The 21,302-nt window shown below is 48.2% G+C and carries 20 protein-coding genes and 1 riboswitch; of the genes, 19 read left to right on the top strand and 1 reads right to left on the bottom strand.

The genetic code is table 11. The features are described 5' to 3' along the window. Window positions 1–153: 153 nt before the first annotated feature. From gap to ACO0KY_RS10215, 3 genes are all read left to right on the top strand, one after another. On the top strand, window positions 154–1,167 hold the full coding sequence (gap, locus tag ACO0KY_RS10225) for a type I glyceraldehyde-3-phosphate dehydrogenase (protein WP_186911797.1): 1,014 nt from the start codon (window positions 154–156) through the stop codon (window positions 1,165–1,167). A gap of 151 nt (window positions 1,168–1,318) precedes the next feature. Beyond that, complete coding sequence (gene lepB, locus ACO0KY_RS10220; protein ID WP_423045759.1) at window positions 1,319–1,999, top strand: signal peptidase I; 681 nt, start codon at window positions 1,319–1,321, stop codon at window positions 1,997–1,999. Window positions 2,000–2,044: 45 nt separating this feature from the next. Further along, entirely contained in the window at window positions 2,045–2,389 is a 345-nt protein-coding gene (locus tag ACO0KY_RS10215) for a DUF2845 domain-containing protein (protein ID WP_423045757.1), read from the top strand. Between the two features lie 173 nt (window positions 2,390–2,562). On the opposite strand, the gene ACO0KY_RS10210 is transcribed toward ACO0KY_RS10215, so the two are convergent. Next, window positions 2,563–3,336 carry an IclR family transcriptional regulator gene (locus ACO0KY_RS10210; protein WP_423045755.1) on the bottom strand — a complete coding sequence of 258 codons (774 nt, stop codon included), beginning with the start codon at window positions 3,334–3,336 and terminating at the stop codon, window positions 2,563–2,565. A gap of 501 nt (window positions 3,337–3,837) precedes the next feature. Here ACO0KY_RS10210 and ACO0KY_RS10205 point away from each other — a divergent pair. The 16 genes from ACO0KY_RS10205 to ACO0KY_RS10130 all read left to right on the top strand — a co-directional run bounded on the left by ACO0KY_RS10205 (window position 3,838) and on the right by ACO0KY_RS10130 (window position 21,301). Further along, on the top strand, window positions 3,838–4,236 hold the full coding sequence (locus ACO0KY_RS10205) for a diacylglycerol kinase (RefSeq protein WP_186911801.1): 399 nt from the start codon (window positions 3,838–3,840) through the stop codon (window positions 4,234–4,236). Between the two features lie 11 nt (window positions 4,237–4,247). After that, window positions 4,248–5,279 (top strand): nicotinate-nucleotide--dimethylbenzimidazole phosphoribosyltransferase, encoded by a 1,032-nt coding sequence (cobT, locus tag ACO0KY_RS10200; protein WP_423045753.1) that lies wholly within the window; start codon window positions 4,248–4,250, stop codon window positions 5,277–5,279. A 9-nt stretch (window positions 5,280–5,288) separates the two neighbouring features. After that, window positions 5,289–6,083: an adenosylcobinamide-GDP ribazoletransferase gene (locus ACO0KY_RS10195; RefSeq protein ID WP_423045751.1), complete on the top strand. Its 795-nt coding sequence runs from the start codon at window positions 5,289–5,291 to the stop codon at window positions 6,081–6,083. A 2-nt stretch (window positions 6,084–6,085) separates the two neighbouring features. Next, window positions 6,086–6,631, top strand: coding sequence for a histidine phosphatase family protein (locus tag ACO0KY_RS10190; protein ID WP_423045749.1), 546 nt, complete (start codon window positions 6,086–6,088; stop codon window positions 6,629–6,631). 141 nt (window positions 6,632–6,772) lie between these two features. Further along, window positions 6,773–7,126, top strand: coding sequence for a PilZ domain-containing protein (locus ACO0KY_RS10185; RefSeq protein ID WP_423045747.1), 354 nt, complete (start codon window positions 6,773–6,775; stop codon window positions 7,124–7,126). 75 nt (window positions 7,127–7,201) lie between these two features. Beyond that, window positions 7,202–7,486, top strand: a riboswitch (cobalamin riboswitch). A 147-nt stretch (window positions 7,487–7,633) separates the two neighbouring features. Next, complete coding sequence (locus tag ACO0KY_RS10180; protein ID WP_423045745.1) at window positions 7,634–9,484, top strand: TonB-dependent receptor domain-containing protein; 1,851 nt, start codon at window positions 7,634–7,636, stop codon at window positions 9,482–9,484. A gap of 267 nt (window positions 9,485–9,751) precedes the next feature. Then, window positions 9,752–10,804, top strand: a complete 1,053-nt coding sequence (locus ACO0KY_RS10175; protein ID WP_423045912.1) for a FecCD family ABC transporter permease — start codon at window positions 9,752–9,754, stop codon at window positions 10,802–10,804. Beyond that, on the top strand, window positions 10,804–11,565 hold the full coding sequence (locus ACO0KY_RS10170; RefSeq protein ID WP_423045743.1) for an ABC transporter ATP-binding protein: 762 nt from the start codon (window positions 10,804–10,806) through the stop codon (window positions 11,563–11,565). Before ACO0KY_RS10175 ends, ACO0KY_RS10170 begins: the two co-directional genes overlap by 1 nt. A gap of 11 nt (window positions 11,566–11,576) precedes the next feature. Further along, window positions 11,577–12,242, top strand: a complete 666-nt coding sequence (gene cobO / locus ACO0KY_RS10165) for a cob(I)yrinic acid a,c-diamide adenosyltransferase (protein WP_423045741.1) — start codon at window positions 11,577–11,579, stop codon at window positions 12,240–12,242. Next, window positions 12,236–13,564: a cobyrinate a,c-diamide synthase gene (locus tag ACO0KY_RS10160; RefSeq protein ID WP_423045739.1), complete on the top strand. Its 1,329-nt coding sequence runs from the start codon at window positions 12,236–12,238 to the stop codon at window positions 13,562–13,564. The genes cobO and ACO0KY_RS10160 overlap by 7 nt, the downstream gene beginning before the upstream one ends. Next, window positions 13,561–14,130, top strand: coding sequence for a bifunctional adenosylcobinamide kinase/adenosylcobinamide-phosphate guanylyltransferase (gene cobU / locus ACO0KY_RS10155; RefSeq protein ID WP_423045737.1), 570 nt, complete (start codon window positions 13,561–13,563; stop codon window positions 14,128–14,130). Before ACO0KY_RS10160 ends, cobU begins: the two co-directional genes overlap by 4 nt. Continuing rightward, window positions 14,124–15,080, top strand: a complete 957-nt coding sequence (cbiB, locus tag ACO0KY_RS10150; RefSeq protein ID WP_423045735.1) for an adenosylcobinamide-phosphate synthase CbiB — start codon at window positions 14,124–14,126, stop codon at window positions 15,078–15,080. Before cobU ends, cbiB begins: the two co-directional genes overlap by 7 nt. Before the next feature lies 1 nt (window position 15,081). Then, the gene (gene cobD, locus ACO0KY_RS10145) at window positions 15,082–16,119 is read left to right on the top strand and encodes a threonine-phosphate decarboxylase CobD (protein ID WP_423045910.1); all 1,038 of its coding nucleotides are present in this window, start codon (window positions 15,082–15,084) and stop codon (window positions 16,117–16,119) included. Continuing rightward, entirely contained in the window at window positions 16,112–17,023 is a 912-nt protein-coding gene (locus ACO0KY_RS10140) for a cobalamin-binding protein (protein WP_423045733.1), read from the top strand. The genes cobD and ACO0KY_RS10140 overlap by 8 nt, the downstream gene beginning before the upstream one ends. Beyond that, the gene (locus ACO0KY_RS10135) at window positions 17,020–17,817 is read left to right on the top strand and encodes a cobalamin-binding protein (protein WP_423045731.1); all 798 of its coding nucleotides are present in this window, start codon (window positions 17,020–17,022) and stop codon (window positions 17,815–17,817) included. Before ACO0KY_RS10140 ends, ACO0KY_RS10135 begins: the two co-directional genes overlap by 4 nt. Window positions 17,818–18,064: 247 nt before the next feature. Further along, the gene (locus ACO0KY_RS10130; protein ID WP_423045729.1) at window positions 18,065–21,301 is read left to right on the top strand and encodes an efflux RND transporter permease subunit; all 3,237 of its coding nucleotides are present in this window, start codon (window positions 18,065–18,067) and stop codon (window positions 21,299–21,301) included. The last annotated feature ends 1 nt before the right edge of the window (window position 21,302 follow it).

Here is a 21,302-nt window from a genome sequence, read left to right as displayed (position 1 = left end):
TGAGAAATAGCGTGAAATAGTGTGAAATAGCGCGGATTTATCGGCGGAAAGCTACTCAGCGTATGAGTGAGACCGGCGGTAGTCCTGGAAGTCTTAACAGTTTATTTTGTTGTTTATTTATTTATTGTTGTATAGTCCTTTGGAGATAAAACCATGACGATTCGCGTCGCAATTAACGGCTATGGCCGTATCGGCCGCAACATCCTTCGCGCTCACTACGAAGGTGGCAAATTCAAAAACGAAATCCAGATCGTTGCTATCAATGACCTCGGCAATGCTGAATCCAATGCCCACCTGACACGCTACGACACAGCGCACGGCAAGTTCCCTGGCACAGTCAGTGTTGAAGGCGACACAATGATCGTCAACGGCGATAAAATCAAAGTGTTTGCAGAACGTAACCCAGCGAATATCCCTTGGGGTGAATTGAATGTTGACGTTGTTCTGGAATGCACAGGCTTCTTCACGACAAAAGAAAAAGCATCTGCCCATTTGGCTGGCGGCGCTAAGAAAGTCATCATCTCCGCTCCAGGCGGTAAAGATGTCGACGCAACAGTGGTGTACGGCGTGAACCACGGTGTTCTGAAATCCACAGACACAGTGATCTCTAACGCTTCATGCACAACAAACTGCTTAGCGCCTTTGGCAAAACCATTGAACGACGCGATCGGTATCGAAAGCGGTTTGATGACAACGATCCACGCATACACGAACGATCAGGTATTGACTGACGTGATGCATGAAGATTTGCGTCGTGCGCGTTCTGCGACCATGAGCATGATCCCAACTAAAACTGGTGCAGCTGCAGCAGTTGGCCTGGTATTGCCAGAATTGAACGGCAAACTGGATGGTTACGCAATGCGCGTTCCAACCATCAACGTTTCTGTTGTTGATCTGACTTTCATCGCTAAACGCGACACAACCGTTGAAGAAATCAACAAAGTCCTGAAAGAGGCATCCGAAGGCGCGTTGAAAGGTATTCTGGATTACAACACAGCACCGTTGGTATCGGTTGACTTCAACCACAACCCAGCATCTTCTACTTACGACGAAACATTAACTAAAGTAAATGGTCGTCTGGTGAAAGTTTCCAGCTGGTACGACAACGAGTGGGGCTTCTCTAACCGTATGCTCGACACGACAGTGGCATTGATGAGCGCAAAATAAGTCTTATTTTTGCAAGCTTAAAAATACCCCGAACTTTCGGGGTATTTTTTTGTCCAAAACTCACCCTCAAACGAGTTCGTGGCATTGATGATTCTTTGCGCTCAGTGAATCAGCGGATTTTCTTACATTAAGTTATACAGGAGACTTTACGATGAATATTAAAAAAGTAGTTGCCGATAACAAAGGTTTTTTAGTGTTCATGCTCGGCATGGTGTTGGTCAGAAGTGCTGTCGCTGATTATTATTCTGTGCCATCAAGTTCCATGTATCCGACCTTATTGGAAGGTGATCGCGTGATTTGTGACCGCATCGCTTACGATTTTAAGTTGCCATTTACGGATGTGATCGTAAAGCATCTGGATGACCCTCAACGCGGCGATGTTGTCACTTTTAGTTCGCCTGAAGATGGTACGCGTCTGGTTAAACGTTTGGTTGCGATACCTGGTGATGTGGTTGAAATGCGCGATGAGCATTTATACATCAATGGTCAGGCAGCCAATTACGAACCTATTTCTGTTGCCAATGCCGATCACCTTACCCCACAACGTGAGTTCGCGGGAGAGCAGCGCGTCTACAAAGAACGCCTCGGTAGTCTTGACCATCACATTATTGTCATGCCCGAGCGTTTTGCTCTGCGTACTTTCGCTCCAGTGAAAGTGCCGGAAGGTCAGTATATGATGCTTGGTGACAATCGCGATAACAGCAAAGATTCACGTTATATCGGATTGGTAAAGCGCGAATTGATCACCGGGCAAGTCAAGCGCCTGATGTTTTCATTAAATGGCGACCATTATTACCTGCCGCGCTTTGAGCGTTTTGGTTCTAAAGTGTAGTTGATCGATAAAATTGGCGATAAAGTTGATTCCAAAAGGAATTCCATGAAATTTAATTATTTGCTTGCCGTTGCCGGAATGCTCGCACTAATCAATGCACCTGCTTGTATGGCAGCATCGAGTGACACGTTTCGCTGTCAAAATGACTTGGTGAGAATTGGTGAAACTAAATCTACTGTCTCGCAAAAGTGCGGTGAACCAGTTTTTAAGGACGCATTTTGCAAACCTGCTGACAAAGCGCCTGCTGCAAACAATGCAAATGTCAGCGTTGTTCCATGCGAAGCTGTCGATGAATGGACTTATAACCCGGGTGCCGGGCAATTTATGACGACTTTGCGCTTTGAAAGTGGCAAACTGGTTTCCATTAAATATGGGGCGAGAGCGAAGTAGTTTTAAATTCTATTTGTTCCAACTTGTTTGCAAACCCGTGCAATGCCGTGAAATGCGAAGCAATCATAGTACTTAAGTTCGTCACTCCCGCGCAGGCGGGAGCTGGTTGGTGCATCAGCGCCAAACCAGGTTGATAGGCAGAGTAACCCCGTCAGGGAAATCTGCATGTATTCTTAAATACGATAACCAAGTGCGGCCGAAATCTGTTCGGCGGTGTCGGTCAGATTGCTGAGCCAGTCTTCTTGCAAACGATCAGCAGGTGCGGAAATCGATAAACCTGCGATCATCTTGCCGCTATCGTCGCGTATGCCTGCTGCCATGCAGCGTACACCGAGTTCGAGTTCTTCGTTATCTCTGGCGTAGCCATTGCTACGTACGTCTGCCAATTCTTTTTCCAGCTTCGCCAGATCAGTAATGGAGTTTTTGTTATGACCAGCTAATCCGGTGCGGGTTGCGTACGCGCGGATCGCTTTCGGTTCATCGAGCGATAAAAATAATTTACCAGTAGAAGTGAGATGCAGCGGGGCACGACCACCAATGGCTCGTACGACCTGCATACCGGAACGTTCAGAATAGGCGCGGTCGATGTACACGATCTCATCGCCCTGGCGCACGGACAAATTGATGGTTTGATTCGTTTGCTTATGCAAAGCACGCATAAAATCGACGGCAGCTTCACGCACGTTCAGGCGGCTTTTGACGATATTACCCAGCTCCAATAAACGCATGCCCAGTTGGTAATAGCCTGTCTCGGCACGATCCACAAAGCGGGTAGTGACCAGATCATTCAGGATGCGGTGTGCAGTTGATGGATGGAGGCCTGTCACGATGGCGAGCTCTTTGAGACTAACCGGGTCTTGATAGCGCGATAGCGCATCAAGTAATGAAACCATGCGTTCTATGACCTGAATAGAAGTTTTATCAGTAGCTGTAGCGTCGATTTTCATAAGATCTGTGATGCAATGCAATAGGATTGTTATACCATAATGTGAAAAGTTCGTCATTGATTCGCGTTGTAAAACCCTATACACAGCTAAGATAAAGAAAGAAATGATGTAAATTTGCGAATTTTTAAATAAATTGTTCACTTGACTTAGCTGCGGTGCAACATTTTTATTGCAGGCACTTCTTTTGCTATTTTGACGATCTTTCAAATTTTCTATTGATCGTGAGTAACACTGAAAAATTAGCGCAAGATCGCGCGGGAATGCGCAGCTTTGTCATGTAAAATTCCGCGGCGAGATCAGTGCACCTCAGTTGGTGCTCAGCTGGTGCTCAGTTGGTGATTAGTTGGTGCTCAGTTGGTGCTCAGTTGGTGATTACTCAGCGCTTGCAAGAGATGTCGAGCTATTGGAATGTCTTGTTGTGTCAGGGTCTCCCGATTGGGTAGCGTAACGAAGCACAATGATTTCATGTATGCCTTATAGAATTCTGTCGAAGGAAGATGTATGCCAGTCAAAGAACAAGCTGTGAGCGAATTTAAAAGTAAGAGTGGTTTCAAACGCATTTTCTCAGCGTTTTTTTACTCTATCGATGGTTTTAAATCCGCATGGAAAAACGAACATGCGTTTCGCCAGGAATTAGTATTGGTCGTGATCGGGATCGTTGCTGCATTGGCGTTACCAGTTTCTTCATTTGAAAAATTAATGATGATCGCGGTGCTGCTGCTGATATTGGTAGTGGAGTTGCTTAACTCAGCGATTGAGGCCGTGGTTGATCGCGTTTCTTTAGAGCGCCACTCTTTATCAAAAAACGCCAAGGATTTTGGTAGTGCAGCCGTGCTGCTCACATTAATTATCGCGGTGGCGACCTGGTCTGTTATTTTATTTAATCGTTTTTACTACTGATCACTGACATGATGGCAAGCTTACGCAGCACAAAAAATACCGATCTCGAAGCAGCATTGGCTGCCGCAATTAATAACAAAACCAAGCCCTTGGGTAGCCTGGGTCGTTTGGAAGAATTGGCAGCGCAAATAGGCTTGATTCAGCAAACAACTACACCCAACTTACATGCCCCAGGCATCATGATTTTTGCTGGTGACCATGGTGTCGTTGCTGAGGGCGTATCGGCGTATCCGCAGGATGTCACGTGGCAGATGGTAGAAAATTTTCTGGCGGGCGGGGCGGCGATTAATGTGTTCGCTAAACAGAATGGTATTGATCTGCAGATTGTTGATGCTGGCGTCAATCATGATTTTGGAGCACGTGAATTTTTGCACAATTGCAAGGTTGCGAACGGTACCTGTAATTTTGCACAAGAACCTGCAATGACTTCGGCACAATGTCAGATGGCTTTGCAAAACGGCCGCGATCTGGTCGCTCGTTTGAGCGGTAATGTGCTCGGTTTTGGTGAGATGGGTATTGGCAATACGACCGCTGCGGCAGCGCTGATGCATAAATTAAGCGGCGTCGCCGTTGCCGATTGTGTTGGTGCCGGTACCGGTTTAAATAGTGCTGGTATCTTGCACAAGCAAAAAGTCATCGAGGCTGCAGTGGCCTTGCATGCAAAGGTGACTGAACCGCTAGATGTGCTTGCATGTTTTGGCGGTTTTGAAATTGCGACCATGGTAGGTGCGATGCTGGCTGCAGCCGAACGCCGCATGGTTTTGCTGATCGATGGATTTATTGTAACCAGTGCCTTGTTGGTGGCAGCAAAAATGGAACCGGCGATCTTGGATTACTGCGTCTTTTCTCATAAATCCGATGAGAGTGGACACGCGCGTATGCTGCAAGCATTAGGCGCAAAACCTGTGTTACAACTGGATTTACGTCTGGGCGAGGGAACTGGTGCTGCTTTGGTTTATCCTATGCTCCAGGCAGCGGTCAATTTCCTGAATCAAATGGCGACATTTGGTTCCGCCCAAGTTAGCGAAAAAAGTGCGGGCTAAGTCACTATTATGATAGCTAGTCTGCGCCATCACTGTTTGCATCAATTGCGTCTGTTCTTCATCGCGATGCAGTTTTTTACACGTATTCCTATTCCGCAATGGGTGGGTTTTGATGCGTCATGGTTGCATCAGGCGTCGAGGTATTTTCCTGCTGTTGGATGGGTGGTCGGTAGTGTGGTTGCTGCGGTGTATATCGCTGCTTTGCAATGGTGGCCTGCGGCGATCGCTGTCGTGCTTTCTATGGGGGCGGGGATTTTACTGACGGGCGCATTTCATGAGGATGGATTTGCCGATGTATGCGACGGCTTCGGTGGTGGCATAACACCAGAGCGCGTGTTGGAGATTATGAAGGATTCTCGCGTCGGTGCTTATGGAGCGATCGGTATCTGCCTGATGCTCTTGTTGAAATTTGCCTTGTTGGTGAGTTTGCCGACAGTACTGGTTGTGCCCGCTTTATTAATTGCACATCCTTTATCGCGTTTGGTTTCTTGCAGCCTGATTTGGTTGCTGGATTATGCCAAGCTAGAGGGCAAGGCCAAGCCCTTAGCTCAGCATATGAGTTCGAATGAATTTGGTGTCGCTTGTCTGAGCGTGATTTTGCCGCTCGGAGCGATTCTGTTGTGGCAGCCAGTCATACTTGAGCGATTGCTTCCTGCTTTGATATTGATGCCATTGGCCGCGTTTTTTCTGGCGAGAACATTTGTTAAGCGCATCGGTGGATATACTGGCGATTGTCTGGGCGCTGTTCAACAAGTAACCGAAGTTGTTTTCTACCTCGGCTTACTGGCGCACGCTCCTGGCTAAACATGCGTCTGTATCTGATCCGGCATACTAAGCCAGACATCGCGCCTGGAATTTGCTACGGTCAGAGCGATGTTCCAGTCAAAGAGAGTGATATTGCTGAGCTGGTGCCGACTTTTCTTTGTCGTTGGTCTGATAGTGTTCCTGTGTACACCAGCCCACTGTCGCGTTGCTTGAAACTGGCGCAACAACTTCACTCTCATCCCATCGTTGATGCCCGTCTTATGGAGTTGAACTTTGGTGCGTGGGAGATGCAAACATGGGAACAAATTCCTCGCTGGCAAATCGATGCATGGGCGTCGGATACTGTTCACTATGCTCCCGGTGAAGGCGAAAATGTAATGCAAATGACGACCCGCGTCATTGCATTCATTTCTGACCTGCAACAGCATGCCGTAGAACAAGCTGTCGTAATTTGTCATAGCGGAATCATTAAAATTCTGAGTACTTGGCAGCGGGGAAATACTTCTGTCGATTTAGCACAACGGGTAGCAAAATTGCATGTAAATATTGAATTTGGTTCTTGCACTGAACTAGAAATACTGATGTAGTACTAATATTGTTTTTTTGTATATTGCTTGTGCAATTTGACCCGCATGCTTAACTTTCTGTGGCGTAATTTTTTGTGCGTTCCATGGTTTGACTGAGTCATGAGTCCTGAGTACTGATACCGCGTGCTAAGCGTTAAGCGAATGATAGAGCTAAGAAGAGCCCCAAGAATCAATGTTACCTGGCGTACCGGCATCAAGCTCAAGGACGGTAGCTTGATGTTTTGTAGAGCCGTCAATATTTCTAAAACAGGGCTGCTGCTCGATTGCCCCCAAAGACTAATGCGCAATCAAACCTATCACGCAATGATAGAAATTCCCTCCATAGAAATTCGCAGTGAAATTATCCGTGTCAGTTGTCAATGCGAGATCAAACACATCGTATTAACCGACGATCATTACCGGGTCGGTATTGCCTTAGACGGATTATCTGATTTGCACCAAGAACTCATCAACGCCTGGGTATCAAAGGCAAATCAAAAAGCCACTGTCGAATAGATAACATTTTCCTGCTATTTGTGTGGCTACACCTCTGCCTCCACCATATCACCTTGCCCGCATCGCCATCCATCTATAGAATGGCGGGGTTTTGGTGCTCGCGGACATGTCCATGTCTGCGGTTAAACGGGAAACATGATGTTATTTCTGTATCAAATCAATCAGGCTTTGTCGCTGTATCGCATCGCTATGTTGATTTCAAATAAGACTTAACGTGAATGTGCTGCCCCCGCAACGGTGAACAAATTGCTGAGCTTAATGCTCAGCCAGCCATCTTCCAATACCACTGTGCTATTTGCATGGGAAGGTCAGGTGGTGATATTTGTCAGCCCGGATACCGGCCAGAATACGTGAAGTAATACGAACGGGGAGTTTCGTCGTTAGCTGACGCCAGGCGTCTGACTAAGTTTGGGTAGCGTAAGCACCCGACGATCTTTGTTCTGCGATTATTTTGTTCTATGCAGCCTGCGGGGACGTTGGCTGCGTGCTCTATTTATTATCTATATCATGAATCTAGTTTTAAAACCTCTTGCCATTTCTTTGGCTGTGGCTGCCGCTTTTTCGGCAAATGCCTCTGCGCAATCTGTCTCCAATACTGCACAAAATGTCGTTGTAACCGCTGGCCGTCAGGTTCAGGCCGCCAAAGATGTGTTGGCAGACAATGTCGTTATCACTTCTGAGCAAATTGCAAACGCAGGTTCCGAATCTTTGGTTGATTTGCTGCAACAACAACGTGGTATTGAAATTACCCGTAATGGTGGCGCTGGCACGACTTCTTCTGTGTTAATGCGCGGTGGCAGCAATGCGCAAAACGTGGTCTTGATTGACGGTGTACGGTACAGCTCATCCACACTCGGCGGTGCTAGCTGGGAAACCATTCCACTTGGACAGATCGACCACATTGAAATCGTCTACGGACCACTCTCGAGTTTGTATGGTGCTGATGCAATGGGCGGCGTGATTCAGATTTTTACTAAAAAAGGCAATGGCCCTGCAGCATTGACAGCTTCTGTTGGTGCCGGTAGTTATGGTTTGCGTAAAATGCAGGCGGGTGTTTCTGGCTCATCCGGCAATGAATTCAATTATGCGTTGAACGTCGGTCATGAAAACAATATTGGTTTTTCTGCGACCAATCCGAATGCCGGAAAATATAGCTATAACGCGGACAAGGATGGCTATAAACTTGATAGCGCAAGTGGTAATTTCAACTGGCAATTGGCGCCAGGATATGAAACTGGTGTGAAGTTCATGCAAAGCCGACTGAACGCGCAGTTTGACGCAGGTTCATCGTATGATGACCACTCCGTTGAACAGTTGCAAACCATTGCTGTATATGGCAAAGCAAAGGTCAATGACGTCTGGACGGCTAATCTGCAAGTTGCTCAGTCGAATACGCTCGGCTATACCGATGCTTCATATGGTCAAAGTCAGATCGATACGCATCAGAATCTGTTCAGCTTACAAAATGATATTCGCCTTGGTAAAGACGTATTACAAGTGATCGCAGAAAGTCGTCAAGAAAAAGTCAGAGGTACTACTGCAGAATTGAACCAGAAACGCACGACTAATTCAGTTGCAGCTTCTTACGTATGGAAGTTAGACGCCCATTTAGCTAGTGTTAGCATTCGTAATGATAATAGCTCTGTGTACGGTTCAAATACGACTGGCAGCCTTGCTTATGGCTATCGTTTGACGCCAGACTGGCGCGTCAATGCCAGCTACGGCACAAGCTTCCGTGCTCCGACTTTCAATGAACTTTACTATCCAGGCTATGGTATTGCGAGTAACCAGCCGGAAAAAGCAAAAAATGCAGAAATTGGTGTGTATTACGAGCAGGGCGTAAATCAGTTGAGTGCCGTGTACTATCAAAACAAAGCGACTAATTTATTGGTCAGTACCAATGTTTGCCCAGTTCAACAATCTACGCATCTATACGGGTGTGCTTATAACGTCGACAAAGCAACCATGTCTGGTTTGACTTTGGGCGCCAATACCCGTCTCGGCGACCTGGCATTGCGCGGTGCTTTAGATTTCCAGAATCCGGTTGATGACACAACAGGCAAACGTCTGGCACGTCGCGCTAAGCAGCATGCGAGCTTTTCTGCCGAATATACTTTGGCACAAGCGAAACTCGGCGTAGAAACAATTTTCTCTGGCGATCGTTTTGATAACGTCACTAACACGCGTACGTTGAGCGGTTATAGCCTGATGAATTTGTATGGCACCTATGCGTTGAACAAAGATCTGTCTGCGGTAGCACGTTGGAATAACGTGTTAAACAAAGACTATGCACTGGCCTATGGTTATAACACACCGGGTTCGAATGTGTATGTCGGCCTGAACTACGGTTTTAAATAATTCAGGACAGTCGAAAAACCATCCCGGCAAAATTAGTATTACTCGCTGGGGTGGTTTTTGCGAAGTGGGAATTGCAAAGTAGTACCAGATGTTTTAACGAAAATTCGGTGACCTCGAACGAACTTGGAAGCCAAATTTTGATGCATAGTTTGAACGCCGAGTTTGAATGTCAGCGTTCAGCCAATTTATAAGTCAGAGTAACGAAGCTGTCTGCAAAGATTTTCGTTTCTTTTGCTTTCCCATTTTTATGGTTCAGGCATGACAAAAATGTCTCTTTTTTCTTTTCGTCAGGTTCCGCACCAGCCTTTGCTCTTGGCTGCGAAGCGCGCCAGTCTGATTATTCCTCTTTTAATTTTCGTCTCTGTTTCCAGCATTGTCATTGCCTGCCTGACCGGCTCGGTGAGTTTGAGTCTGAGCGAATTGTGGCATGCCATGATGGAGCTGATACACGGAGAGCCATCCTCACTTGCCGCCAGTTTGCTGGAACTACGACTCGGGCGTGCTTTGAGTGGCTTTATTACTGGTGCCACATTGGCGCTCTCTGGCGTCATGATGCAAGCATTATTGCGTAATCCGCTCGCTGATCCGTATGTGCTTGGGATTTCTGGTGGTGCGTCGGTTGGCGCTTTGGCGATGATTTTATTTTATGGCGCATTCTGGATGGTCGATTTAGCAGCGTTTGCCGGCGCGATCGCTGTTGCCTTGTTATTGTTTGCATTGGCATACCGTGATTTGCGCGGCACTGGTAGCAGCGACGGCAGTGCGCCTATTTTATTGCTGACGGGGGTGATTGTGGCGTCTGGTTGTGGTGCCTTGATTACGCTCATGCTGTCAGTTGCACCAGACAGCCGTTTGCGCGGCATGGTGTTTTGGATGATCGGTGATTTGTCAAACACGCAGGGCAGCTCTATGCCCTGGATCGTTGGCGTGTTGATATTGATATTTGCGATGCGTAATGCGCGTGGCATCAATGTGGCAGCGATGCATGCGGACAACGCCACGACGCTGGGCGTGAATATCGGTCGCTTACGCCAGTTATTATTTTTGTGCTCGGCTTTGCTGACGGCAAGTGCAGTGAGTACTGCGGGCAGCATTGGTTTTGTTGGTTTAATTATGCCGCATGCCTGCCGCTTTGCTTTAGGCCCTGATCATCGTTTGTTGATTCCTAGTGCGACCTTGGCGGGAGGGAGCTTTTTGGTGTTGGCTGATACGATTGCCCGCACCGTCGTCGCACCGCAGCAGTTACCTGTGGGCGTGATCACGGCGATGATCGGTGTACCGATGTTCCTGCTGCAATTACATCAATTGCGGAGGCGCTAATGGAAACCCGTTACCTGAGTCTGAAGGCTGGTCAGCGGCAATTAGTCGATAAATTAAGCTGGCAAGTGAAAGCCGGTGAATGCTGGTGCATCATTGGTCGTAATGGTGCGGGTAAAAGCACGCTTTTGCGTACCTTAGCTGGCTTGCGTGAAGCCGATGGCGGACAAATTTTTTTAAACGATAAACCTTTGCCTGCATGGCCTTTGCTGGCGTTGGCGCGTGAGCGTGCTTTTTTGCCGCAAAGCCGAGTCGATGCGTTTGCCTATACCGCCATTGATACGGTCTTGAGTTCGCGCCATCCATATCAAGGCACCCAGTATTGGGAATCGAATTCAGATTTGGAAATCGCTATGCAAGCATTGCGCGATCTGGATGTGGAAGAACTCGCGCAACGCGACGTGCGCAGCTTGTCGGGTGGTGAACGTCAGCGCGTTGCTATCGCCGCTTTGCTGGCGCAGGATGCGAAGTTGATGCTACTAGATGAACCGGCGAACGCGCTTGACCTCGCTCATCAGGTGAGTGTGATGCAGTTGTTTTCAACATTATGTCGTGAGCAAAATAAGTCAGTCGTCATGGTCAGCCATGATTTAAATCTGGCTTACCGGATCGCGACCCATGCTTTGCTGTTGATGGGGGACGGCAGTTGGGTCGCTGGTCCTGCTGACAACATACTTAATGCCGACCAGCTTAGTCTGTGCCTTGGACATCCAATAGAACGTTTTACCCATCACGGTCAGACCTTGTTTTTGCCCCGCGATTAATGAAAGTTATCATGAGCAATTTAAATTCACCAGACATCAACGTTGGTCATCAGGACGTCACCTCAGCCGCAGAGATCGATAATATCAATACCCGCCATCAACGTCGTATGCAACGCAAGAAAGCATTGATGGATGAAAAAATCGATCAGGCGCAACGGGCAACCGGCGTACTGCTGATTCATACCGGCAACGGCAAAGGCAAGAGCTCCAGTGCTTTCGGCATGGTCATGCGTGCTTTGGGACATGGAATGAAAGTCGGTGTGGTGCAGTTTATTAAAGGGGCAATGTCGACCGGTGAAGAAATTTTCTTACGCCGTTTTCCGGATGAAGTGCAATTTCATGCAATGGGTGAAGGCTATACCTGGGAAACGCAAAACCGTGAACGTGACATAGAAAAAGCAACGCTTGCCTGGGAACAAGGTAAAAAATTTTTAAATGATCCAAGCATAGGTTTAGTCGTTTTCGACGAGCTCAATATTGCGCTCAAATATCACTACCTGGATATCAATACGGTCATTGCAGATTTAGATGCCCGACCAGAAATGCAGCACGTGGTTGTGACTGGACGTGGTGCTTTGCCAGAACTGATTGCAATTGCCGATACCGTGACAGAAATGCAGGTGGTCAAGCACGCATTCAAAGATGGCATCATTGCTCAGGCAGGCGTTGAATGGTAGGCGTATCAGCAAAAGTGGTGCTGGTCTCGGCCATCGCTTCTGGACAAGGAAAAACCACGACTACCGCAGCCCTTGCAAGAAAATTAGTACAACTCGGAAAAACGGTTCGTGTATTTAAAACGGGACCTGATTTTATTGATCCCATGATGCTGGAACGCGCTTGTGGGTCACCTGTTTTTTCACTTGATTTGTGGATGGTCGGGCATGCCGCATCGCAAATGATGTTGGCGCAAGCGGCACAACATGCGGATGTGATTTTGATTGAAGGCGTGATGGGTTTGTACGATGGCAATCCTTCATCGGCTGATCTGGCGCGCGCATTTGGCGTGCCCGTATTAGCCGTATTGGATGCGTCAGCCATGGCGCAAACCGTGGGTGCGCTGGCGTTAGGCTTACGCGACTTTGGCCCGGTCAATCTGGCGGGGGTGATGGCGAACAGGATTGCTTCGCCAGGACATGCACAAATGGTGGCAGAAGCGATGCGCGATATCCCTCTACTTGGCAGTCTCGCACGTCAGGAAAAAGCCTTGCCTGAGCGGCATCTTGGGCTGGTACTACCACAAGAAGTGCAGCAAATAGACGCCATCTTAGATCAACTCGCAGCGCAACTCACGCTGGATATGGAGGCATGGGATGCTTTGCCTGAAACCCGCTTTGAACTCGATGCCGAATCTGATCGCGACGTCCAATCATCTTCAACACCGCTACAAGGTAAAACAATTGCGATTGCACGTGATGCGGCGTTCGCTTTTTTATATCCAGCGAATTTGCAATGCTTGCGTGATTTAGGCGCAAAGTTAGTCTTTTTTTCACCGCTCGCCAATCAAGCAATACCCGCTTCAGCCGATGCGGTGTATTTGCCTGGCGGTTATCCTGAATTGCATGCGCAGACATTAACCCAGGCAAACGTTTGGCTGGCATCGATTCGAGCCGCACATGCATCTGGAATGCCGATCTGGGCAGAATGCGGTGGCATGATGTCGATCACCGAAGGTCTGGTTGATCAGAACGAGCAAGCCTGGCCCATGGCTGGCTTGTTGGCTGGAACCGTGCATATGCAAAAACGATTGGCCGCCTTGGGTGGGCAAAAGTGGACGCATTCTGATGAGTCTGGCGAGCCTGCAGAGTTGCGGGGGCACACTTTTCACTACTCGCGCTTTGAAACACATTTGCAACCCATCGGGCAAACGACGAAGCAGCGCGATGGCGCTGCAGGTGAGGCAATTTATCAATCTGGAAGTTGTCGTGCGTCGTATTTTCATGCGTATTTCCCGTCAAATCTGTCTTCAACTGCAGATTTGTTTTTACCGGTGCAATCATGAAACGTATGCTGGTCTTTGGTGGCGCTCGATCAGGTAAAAGCAGTTTTGCAGAGCGTATTGCGCAACAATGGAGTGAGCCTGAAAAACGAGTGATTTATGTTGCTACGGCAAGTGCATCGAGCGATCCGGAGATGCTGGCGCGGATAGCTCATCACCAAAGCCAACGCCCCTCGCGTTGGACAACGGTAGAGCAAAAACTTGAGCTGGGTGCCGTCATTGAACAGTACAGCCAGCCGGATACCGTAGTGCTGATCGATTGCCTGACCGTCTGGTTATCGAATTGTCTGTTTGCTGAAGCGACAGAGTTTCCGGAGATCGGCATCATCACGCCACCAGCAACGTTCACGCAGCAAAGACGGGCATTGCTCTATGCGCTCGCGCAAGCCAAGGGCGACGTGATACTGGTATCGAATGAAGTTGGCATGGGCATCGTTCCTATGGGAGCGATTTCGAGATGGTTTGTTGATGAGGCCGGGCGCTTAAATCAAGCCGTTGCAACAATCTGTGAGCAGGCGGTGTGGGTCGCTGCTGGCTTGCCTTTATATTTGAAAGGCCAGACATGCTGATGATGAGTGCGACTGTTATCGCTTGCTGTGTCGTGCTGGGATTGGCGCTGGACATGTCGATTGGAGAAGTCCGTCGCTGGCATCCTTTGGTCGGTTTTGGCAACATGGCGAATTTCATTGAGCGTAGGTTAAATCATCCAGAAGCAAGTCGTTGGAAAGGTGCGTTGGCGTGGTGTCTGACGGTATTGCCTTTAGTGTGTTGTACGCAAGTAGTGCTGATACTTGCCGCCCGCTTTAGCTTGTGGCTCGCCCCTTTATTGAATGTGCTACTGCTGTATTTTTGTGTCGGCTTGCGCAGCTTGCGTGACCATAATTTGCCGATACAGTCCGCTTTGCAACATGGCGATCTGGACACTGCCCGCCGTTTGACATCGTATATCGTCAGTCGCGATACCGCACATGCGGATGAAGAATATCTCGCCAAAGCCAGTGTTGAGTCAGTGTTGGAAAATGGTTGCGACGCCGTGTTTGGAACCTTGTTCTGGTTTGTCTTGCTTGGTGGTGCAGGTGCCGTTTTGTATCGTGCGTCAAACACATTGGATGCGATGTGGGGTTATCGGAATCAACGTTTCTTACGTTTTGGTTGTGTTGCTGCACGCATCGACGATGTCATGAACTGGATACCGGCGCGACTGACAGCACTTAGTTATGCTTTACTGGGGCAAACACGGCTGGCTTTACATTGTTGGCGTACTCAGGCACCTGGTTGGCCTAGTCCGAATGCGGGACCAGTAATGTCGTCTGGTGCTGGCGCGTTGGGTCTGGCTTTAGGTGGCAGTGCCCGTTACGATGGGATCGATGAAGTGCGTCCACCATTAGGCATGGGGCGAAACGCAACAGCGCAAGATATACAAAGTGCCTGGCGACTCGTTTTGAATGTCAGTATTTTGTGGACTGGTATTTTGGTATTGGCCGTTATCGTCATGAGCGGAGCTTTGTATGCAGCATAACTTGTTGGCCCATGGTGGCAATTTACGTGACGCCGTAAAAAATTTTAACCGCCCTTTAGAGCAATGGTTGGATTTGTCGACCGGAATTAATCCGCATTTTTATCCTGCACCGGTATTGGCTGACAATGCCTGGCACCGTTTGCCAGAGCATTCAGACGAACTCATCATCGCGGCACAAACTTATTACGCCGCGCCCACAATGTTGGCGGTTGCTGGTACACAGGCAGCGATTCAGACTTTACCTTTATTACGTAAAAACTTGCATGGCATAGCGCGAGTTGTGGTGTCCGCACCGTCGTATGCAGAACATGCTCATCAGTGGCGGCGCGCCGGACATCAGGTGACCGAAGTTGCTTATGCTGCGCTCGATAGCATGCTTGATCAGGCTGATGTGTTGGTGTTATGTAATCCGAATAATCCTACCGGTGAAACCATCGCGCCTGATCAATTGTTAAAGTGGGGCGAACGCCTTGCACAGCGCGGTGGCTGGCTAGTCGTCGACGAAGCATTTGGAGATACCTTGCCGATGCTAAGTGTTGCAGCACAAACCCAGCGAGCTGGTTTGATTGTTTTGCGTTCCGTCGGTAAATTTTTTGGTTTAGCAGGAATACGCTTAGGCTTTGTCGCAGCGCAGACTGAACTATTGCAACAACTGGCGGCGATGCTGGGGCCATGGGCCGTGAGTGGTCCTGCTCAGCAAATTGCGATTGCGGCGTTAAATGATCGCGCCTGGCAAATGGCGACCCGCACGCAATTGCAAGCGCAAGGTGAGCGTTTGCGCAGCCTGTTGAAGCAACATGGGATCAACTCGTCAGGGACAGATTTGTTTCAATGGGCAAACCATCGTGATCTGGATGGACATACCGAAGTTTTATGGCATTTCATGGCAGAGCACGGTGTCTGGTTACGCTGGTTTCCAGAAGCAGCGGATCGTCTGCATGGTGGACCGCATGGTTTGCGTTTTGGTTTGCCGGGAAGCGAAGCAGGTTGGCAGTTATTAAGCAGTACTTTGAATGAATGGACACAGCAGCATGTATAAATCTCTTCGGATCGCTTTGACGACTTGTCTGATGACATTATCAGCGAGCAGTTTTGCTGTGATCACAGTGACGGACGACTTAGGAAATATCGTTACGTTAGAACGCCCGGCACAAAGAGTCATTAGCCTTGCACCGCATGTCACCGAACTGATTTTTGCGGCGGGTGCCGGAAGTAAAATCGTCGGTACCGTCAAGTATAGCGATTACCCTGAATCGGCAAAAAGTATTCAACGCGTCGGTGACTTACGTCAGGTAGATCTGGAACGTATCATCGCCTTAAAACCAGATTTATTAGTCGTATGGATGCATGGCGCTTTTAATCAACAACTAGAAACGCTACGTAAATCAGGCATTCCATTTTTCTTTAGCGAACCACAAAAGCTCAATCAAGTTCCCGACACGTTGACTAAATTTGGCCAGATGATGGGTACGGAAAATGCCGCGCAAGCCGCCGCGACAAGCTTTAGCCAGCAGTTGCAACAACTCAGTTCGCAGTATCAGAATAAGCCTAAGGTCAGGACTTTTTATCAAGTCTGGGGTCGTCCGCTCTATACCCTGAACGATAAGCACATCGTTAGCGATGCGATTCGTCTTTGTGGCGGTGATAATATTTTTGGTCAACTGTCGGCCTCCGCACCTGTTGTGACAGTGGAAGCCGTATTGCAAGAAAATCCTGAACTGATCATCGGTACTGATGCCAAAGGCGAAAGCAAGAACGATATTGTTCAATGGAAAAGCTTTAACACCTTGCTGGCAAATAAAAATCATAATTTGTTGTCCATTGATGGTGATTTAATGAATCGACCGGGGCCAAGAATTATTGATGGCGCAAAAGCGATCTGTTCTGCATTGGAGCAGTCACGTCAACATCGTAGTAGCGCTTCAGGTAAAGGCCAAAAATGAGTATGTATCAACGTGTAGCCTGTCTTTCGACTGAGGCCGTCGAGGTGATGTACGCATTAGGGGCTGAGGATTTAGTTGCAGGTATCTCCGGTTACACCGTCAGACCAGCGCGGGCACGTGAAGAAAAACCGAAAATCAGCGCGTTTTCTTCAGGTAAGGCGGAACGCGTGTTAGCGGTGCAGCCTGATCTGGTACTGGCATATTCCAATATGCAGGCAGAACTGTGCAAAGAATTAATTAGTACTGGGGTAGAAGTACACGCATTTAATCAACGCACTATCGCTGGGATTTTGCGAATGATTAAAACGGTCGGCAATCTTGTCGACAAGCAGGCAGAGGCTAACGCGCTGATTGCCAGCTTACAGACTCAGATTGATTACATTAAGGCACAGACCAGTGATGACCAGCCTCGTCCCAAGGTCTATTTTGAAGAATGGAACGAACCTTTGATGTCAGGTATTGGCTGGGTCTCAGAGTTGATCTCGGTTGCAGGTGGTAATGATGTGTTCTCTGATCTGGCGGTGCACTTTAGCGCCAAACAAAGAATTATTGCCGATCCTATGGAAGTTGTCAGGCGTGCTCCGGACATTATTATCGGTTCTTGGTGCGGTAAAAAATTTCGTCCAGAAAGCCTGAAGGAACGTGAAGGCTGGAGACAAATACCAGCTGTCCGCGAAGGTTATGTATTTGAAATCAAATCGCCAGACATTTTGTCGCCAGGTCCAGCGGCGATTGAGCATGGCTTACTTCAATTGCGTCAGATTATTGGCACATGGCAAAAAAGCCATGTTTAGTCCAAATTTGAAACTATCCATGTCATTTTTCTTGAAATATTAGCGATACAATCAACTCTCTTATTTTCCGCTACAATCCGCTTGCACCGATTTTCGTACCTTTGCGGAAACTATGAGTTCCAAGGTATTTTAAATCGCTAAGTCATGCAGTTGCGCGTGTTTTTCATTGTTTTGACATTGTTGTTGAAGAGCTGAACCAATGATTAAATGTCTGCGCCCTGTCCAAACTCCGTTTCCAGGTTAAAACATGTGGATTGTTCAGATAGCACTTAGACGCCCTTACACTTTTATTGTAATGGCCTTGCTCATTTTATTGTCTACGCCGTTGGTTTTAACCAAAATGGCGACCGATATTTTGCCTGACATTAATATTCCGGTCGTGAGTATTATCTGGAACTACGGAGGTTTGTCAGCGCAGGAAATGGGGCAGCGTATTACTGCTACCAATGAGCGCAGTCTGACGACGACCGTCAACGACATTGAGCACGTCGAGTCGCAATCGCTGGCAGGCATTGCCATCATCAAAATTTTCTTTCAGCCTAACGTCAATATTCAGATGGCAATCGCACAGGTTGTGGCGATTGAACAAGCACAGTTACGTCAATTACCAGCGGGGATTACGCCACCGCTGATCATCAAGTACTCTGCATCGAGTATTCCGGTCATCCAATTAGGCCTGTCGAGCCCGACCATGACTGAGCAAGCCCTCGGTGATACGGCAATTAACTTCTTGCGTCCCCAGTTGATTACCGTTCCAGGTGCGGCAATTCCTTATCCTTACGGTGGCAAAATGCGTGTGGTGTCGGTGGATCTGGATAATCAGGCCTTGCTGGCAAAGGGTTTAACGCCGACCGATGTGGTCAATGCCGTCAATGCACAGAATTTAGCCTTGCCTTCAGGAACAGCAAAAATTGGCGGTACTGAATTCAACGTTGCCATGAATGGCTCGCCGGACACGATTGCAGGTTTGAATAACATTCCGGTACTGGCAAAAAACGGCAGCACAACCTACTTATCTGAAGTCGCCAGAGTACGCGACGGCTTTAGTCCGCAAACCAACATTGTCCGGCAGGACGGGCAACGTGGTGCGTTGTTATCTGTGCTGAAAAACGGCGGTTCTTCGACGTTGGATATCGTCAACACACTCAAAGGCATGTTGCCCGCAGTCGCGCAGGGTGTGCCTAAAGATTTAAAAATTTCTACTTTGTTTGATCAGTCGGTCTTTGTCAAAGCGGCGATTAGCGGTGTGATTCATGAAGCCTTAATTGCTGCCTGCCTGACTGCTGCAATGATATTGCTGTTCCTTGGTAACTGGCGCAGTACCTTGATCATTGCGGTATCGATTCCTTTATCAATTTTGTCTTCGATTCTGGCTCTGTATGCGATGGGAGAAACCATCAATATTATGACGCTGGGCGGTCTGGCATTGGCGGTGGGTATTCTGGTCGATGATGCGACAGTGACGATTGAGAATATCGAGCGGCATTTACATCAGGGCGTCGATTTGCACAAAGCGATTTTGGACGGCGCCGGAGAGATCGCGATCCCGGCACTGGTATCGACGCTGTGTATTTGTATTGTGTTCGTGCCTATGTTTTTCCTGGCTGGGGTCGCCAAGTATTTGTTCGTACCTTTGGCAGAAGCCGTGGTGTTTGCCATGTTGGCGTCCTATGTCTTGTCACGGACATTGGTACCGACGATGGTTATGTTGATGATGGATCACGCGCATATCGATCCGAATGCCAAACCAAGCCTGTTACAGCGCGTGTATCGCCGTTTTGATGCTGGATTTGAAAAATTCCGCGGTGGCTACATCATCATCTTGTCTACCTTGTTGACGCATCGTAAAGCGTTTGGTGGCGTATTTCTGGCGTTCTGCGTATTGTCTTGCGGCCTGGTATTCACCTTAGGGAGAGACTTTTTTCCTGCCGTTGACTCGGGGCAGATTCGCTTACACATGCGAACTCCTACCGGTACCCGATTGGAAGAAACCGCGCGGATTGCTGACGAAGCCGAGACGGTGATACGAACTGTCATTCCTGCGAAAGAGCTTGTTACGGTACTTGATAATATCGGCTTACCATACAGCGGTATTAACTTGTCGTACAGCAATGCAGGCACCATAGGTAGCATGGATGCCGAAATTTTGATGTCCTTATCCGAAGACCATCAAGCGACAGCAACGTATGTTGATCAATTACGTCGCGAGTTACCTAAGCATTTTCCGGGTGTAGAATTTTTCTTCCAACCTGCTGATATCGTCACGCAGATTCTGAACTTTGGTTTGCCTGCGGCGCTGGATATTCAGATTGCTGGCGCTGATTTACGAGCTAATTATCAAATCGCCAGTAAATTGATGAAGCAAGTCAAAACGATTCCAGGTGCGGTGGATGTGCATATTCATCAAAAAAATAATCTGCCGACCCTGGCATTGAATATGGATAGAAGTCAGATCAAACAACTAGGTTTAAATCCGGTCGATGTGGCGCAGAACTTATTGGTTTCTTTGTCAGGCAGTTTTCAGACTGCACCAGCGTTTTGGCTCAATCCTGCCAATGGCGTGGTGTATAACATCGCGGTGCAGACGCCTCAATATCAGATCAATGATCTCGATGCGCTATTACGTACACCAGTAAAAGCTGCGAATGCCGTTCCGAATGCCAACGGTAGTATGCCGACGCAAATGCTGCGCAATCTGGTTGATGTGAAACCCGCAGAACAGTTTGCAGTAGTCTCCCATTACAACATTAAACCTGTCATCGATTTGTATGTCAGCGTAGAAGGTCGCGATCTGGCGGGCGTCGCTGGTGAAACAGAAAAACTGGTCAATCAATTACGTGCGGAACTGCCACGTGGTACCACAATTAATATTCGTGGTCAGGTCGAAACGATGAAATCCTCATTCGTCGGTTTGGGCATTGGTCTGGCAATGGCGATCGTGTTGGTGTACTTATTGATTGTCGTGAACTTCCAGTCGTGGATTGATCCATTCATCATTATTACGGCATTACCTGCCGCGTTGGCAGGTATTGTCTGGATGTTGTTCTTAACTGGTACGACGTTGAGCGTCCCCGCCTTGACGGGGGCGATTATGACCATGGGTGTGGCGACGGCAAATAGTATTTTGATGGTGTCGTTTGCGCGTCAATGTATGAATGAAGGCTTGCCACCATTGTCAGCCGCGTTGGAAGCCGGGGCGACACGGATACGTCCGGTGTTGATGACTGCATTGGCCATGATCATTGGTATGATTCCAATGGCGATTGGTTTTGGCGAAGGTGCAGAGCAAAATGCGCCTCTGGGTCGCGCCGTTATCGGTGGCTTGCTATTTGCCACCATTTCTACTTTATTTTTTGTTCCTATTGTTTTCGCTGGCATTCACCGATATCTGAATCATCGCCAGGATAAAATCAATCAGCGCGGCGGACATACTGATCATGCCGTACCTGCCAGCGCACCAGTTGCAGAAGAAGGGAAGTCTTAAG

The sequence above is a fragment of the Undibacterium sp. Dicai25W genome (assembly GCF_049340505.1).
Taxonomy (GTDB): domain Bacteria; phylum Pseudomonadota; class Gammaproteobacteria; order Burkholderiales; family Burkholderiaceae_D; genus Undibacterium; species Undibacterium jejuense.
The sequence above is the reverse complement of the archived record's forward strand: the minus strand, read 5'-3'. Positions and strand labels throughout refer to the sequence as shown.

Bases quoted from the DNA above. Each gene is read 5' to 3' on its own strand.
- ACO0KY_RS10170 (WP_423045743.1), top strand. From the start codon at position 10,804: ATGGAAACCCGTTACCTGAGTCTGAAGGCTGGTCAGCGGCAATTAGTC.
- ACO0KY_RS10195 (WP_423045751.1), top strand. From the start codon at position 5,289: ATGATAGCTAGTCTGCGCCATCACTGTTTGCATCAATTGCGTCTGTTC.
- ACO0KY_RS10130 (WP_423045729.1), top strand. From the start codon at position 18,065: ATGTGGATTGTTCAGATAGCACTTAGACGCCCTTACACTTTTATTGTA.
- ACO0KY_RS10140 (WP_423045733.1), top strand. From the start codon at position 16,112: ATGTATAAATCTCTTCGGATCGCTTTGACGACTTGTCTGATGACATTA.
- ACO0KY_RS10160 (WP_423045739.1), top strand. From the start codon at position 12,236: ATGGTAGGCGTATCAGCAAAAGTGGTGCTGGTCTCGGCCATCGCTTCT.
- ACO0KY_RS10180 (WP_423045745.1), top strand. From the start codon at position 7,634: ATGAATCTAGTTTTAAAACCTCTTGCCATTTCTTTGGCTGTGGCTGCC.
- ACO0KY_RS10185 (WP_423045747.1), top strand. From the start codon at position 6,773: ATGATAGAGCTAAGAAGAGCCCCAAGAATCAATGTTACCTGGCGTACC.
- cobO (WP_423045741.1), top strand. From the start codon at position 11,577: ATGAGCAATTTAAATTCACCAGACATCAACGTTGGTCATCAGGACGTC.
- ACO0KY_RS10215 (WP_423045757.1), top strand. From the start codon at position 2,045: ATGAAATTTAATTATTTGCTTGCCGTTGCCGGAATGCTCGCACTAATC.
- ACO0KY_RS10210 (WP_423045755.1), bottom strand. From the start codon at position 3,336: ATGAAAATCGACGCTACAGCTACTGATAAAACTTCTATTCAGGTCATA.
- cobU (WP_423045737.1), top strand. From the start codon at position 13,561: ATGAAACGTATGCTGGTCTTTGGTGGCGCTCGATCAGGTAAAAGCAGT.
- gap (WP_186911797.1), top strand. From the start codon at position 154: ATGACGATTCGCGTCGCAATTAACGGCTATGGCCGTATCGGCCGCAAC.
- ACO0KY_RS10135 (WP_423045731.1), top strand. From the start codon at position 17,020: ATGAGTATGTATCAACGTGTAGCCTGTCTTTCGACTGAGGCCGTCGAG.
- ACO0KY_RS10175 (WP_423045912.1), top strand. From the start codon at position 9,752: ATGTCTCTTTTTTCTTTTCGTCAGGTTCCGCACCAGCCTTTGCTCTTG.
- cobT (WP_423045753.1), top strand. From the start codon at position 4,248: ATGGCAAGCTTACGCAGCACAAAAAATACCGATCTCGAAGCAGCATTG.
- cbiB (WP_423045735.1), top strand. From the start codon at position 14,124: ATGCTGATGATGAGTGCGACTGTTATCGCTTGCTGTGTCGTGCTGGGA.
- lepB (WP_423045759.1), top strand. From the start codon at position 1,319: ATGAATATTAAAAAAGTAGTTGCCGATAACAAAGGTTTTTTAGTGTTC.
- ACO0KY_RS10205 (WP_186911801.1), top strand. From the start codon at position 3,838: ATGCCAGTCAAAGAACAAGCTGTGAGCGAATTTAAAAGTAAGAGTGGT.
- ACO0KY_RS10190 (WP_423045749.1), top strand. From the start codon at position 6,086: ATGCGTCTGTATCTGATCCGGCATACTAAGCCAGACATCGCGCCTGGA.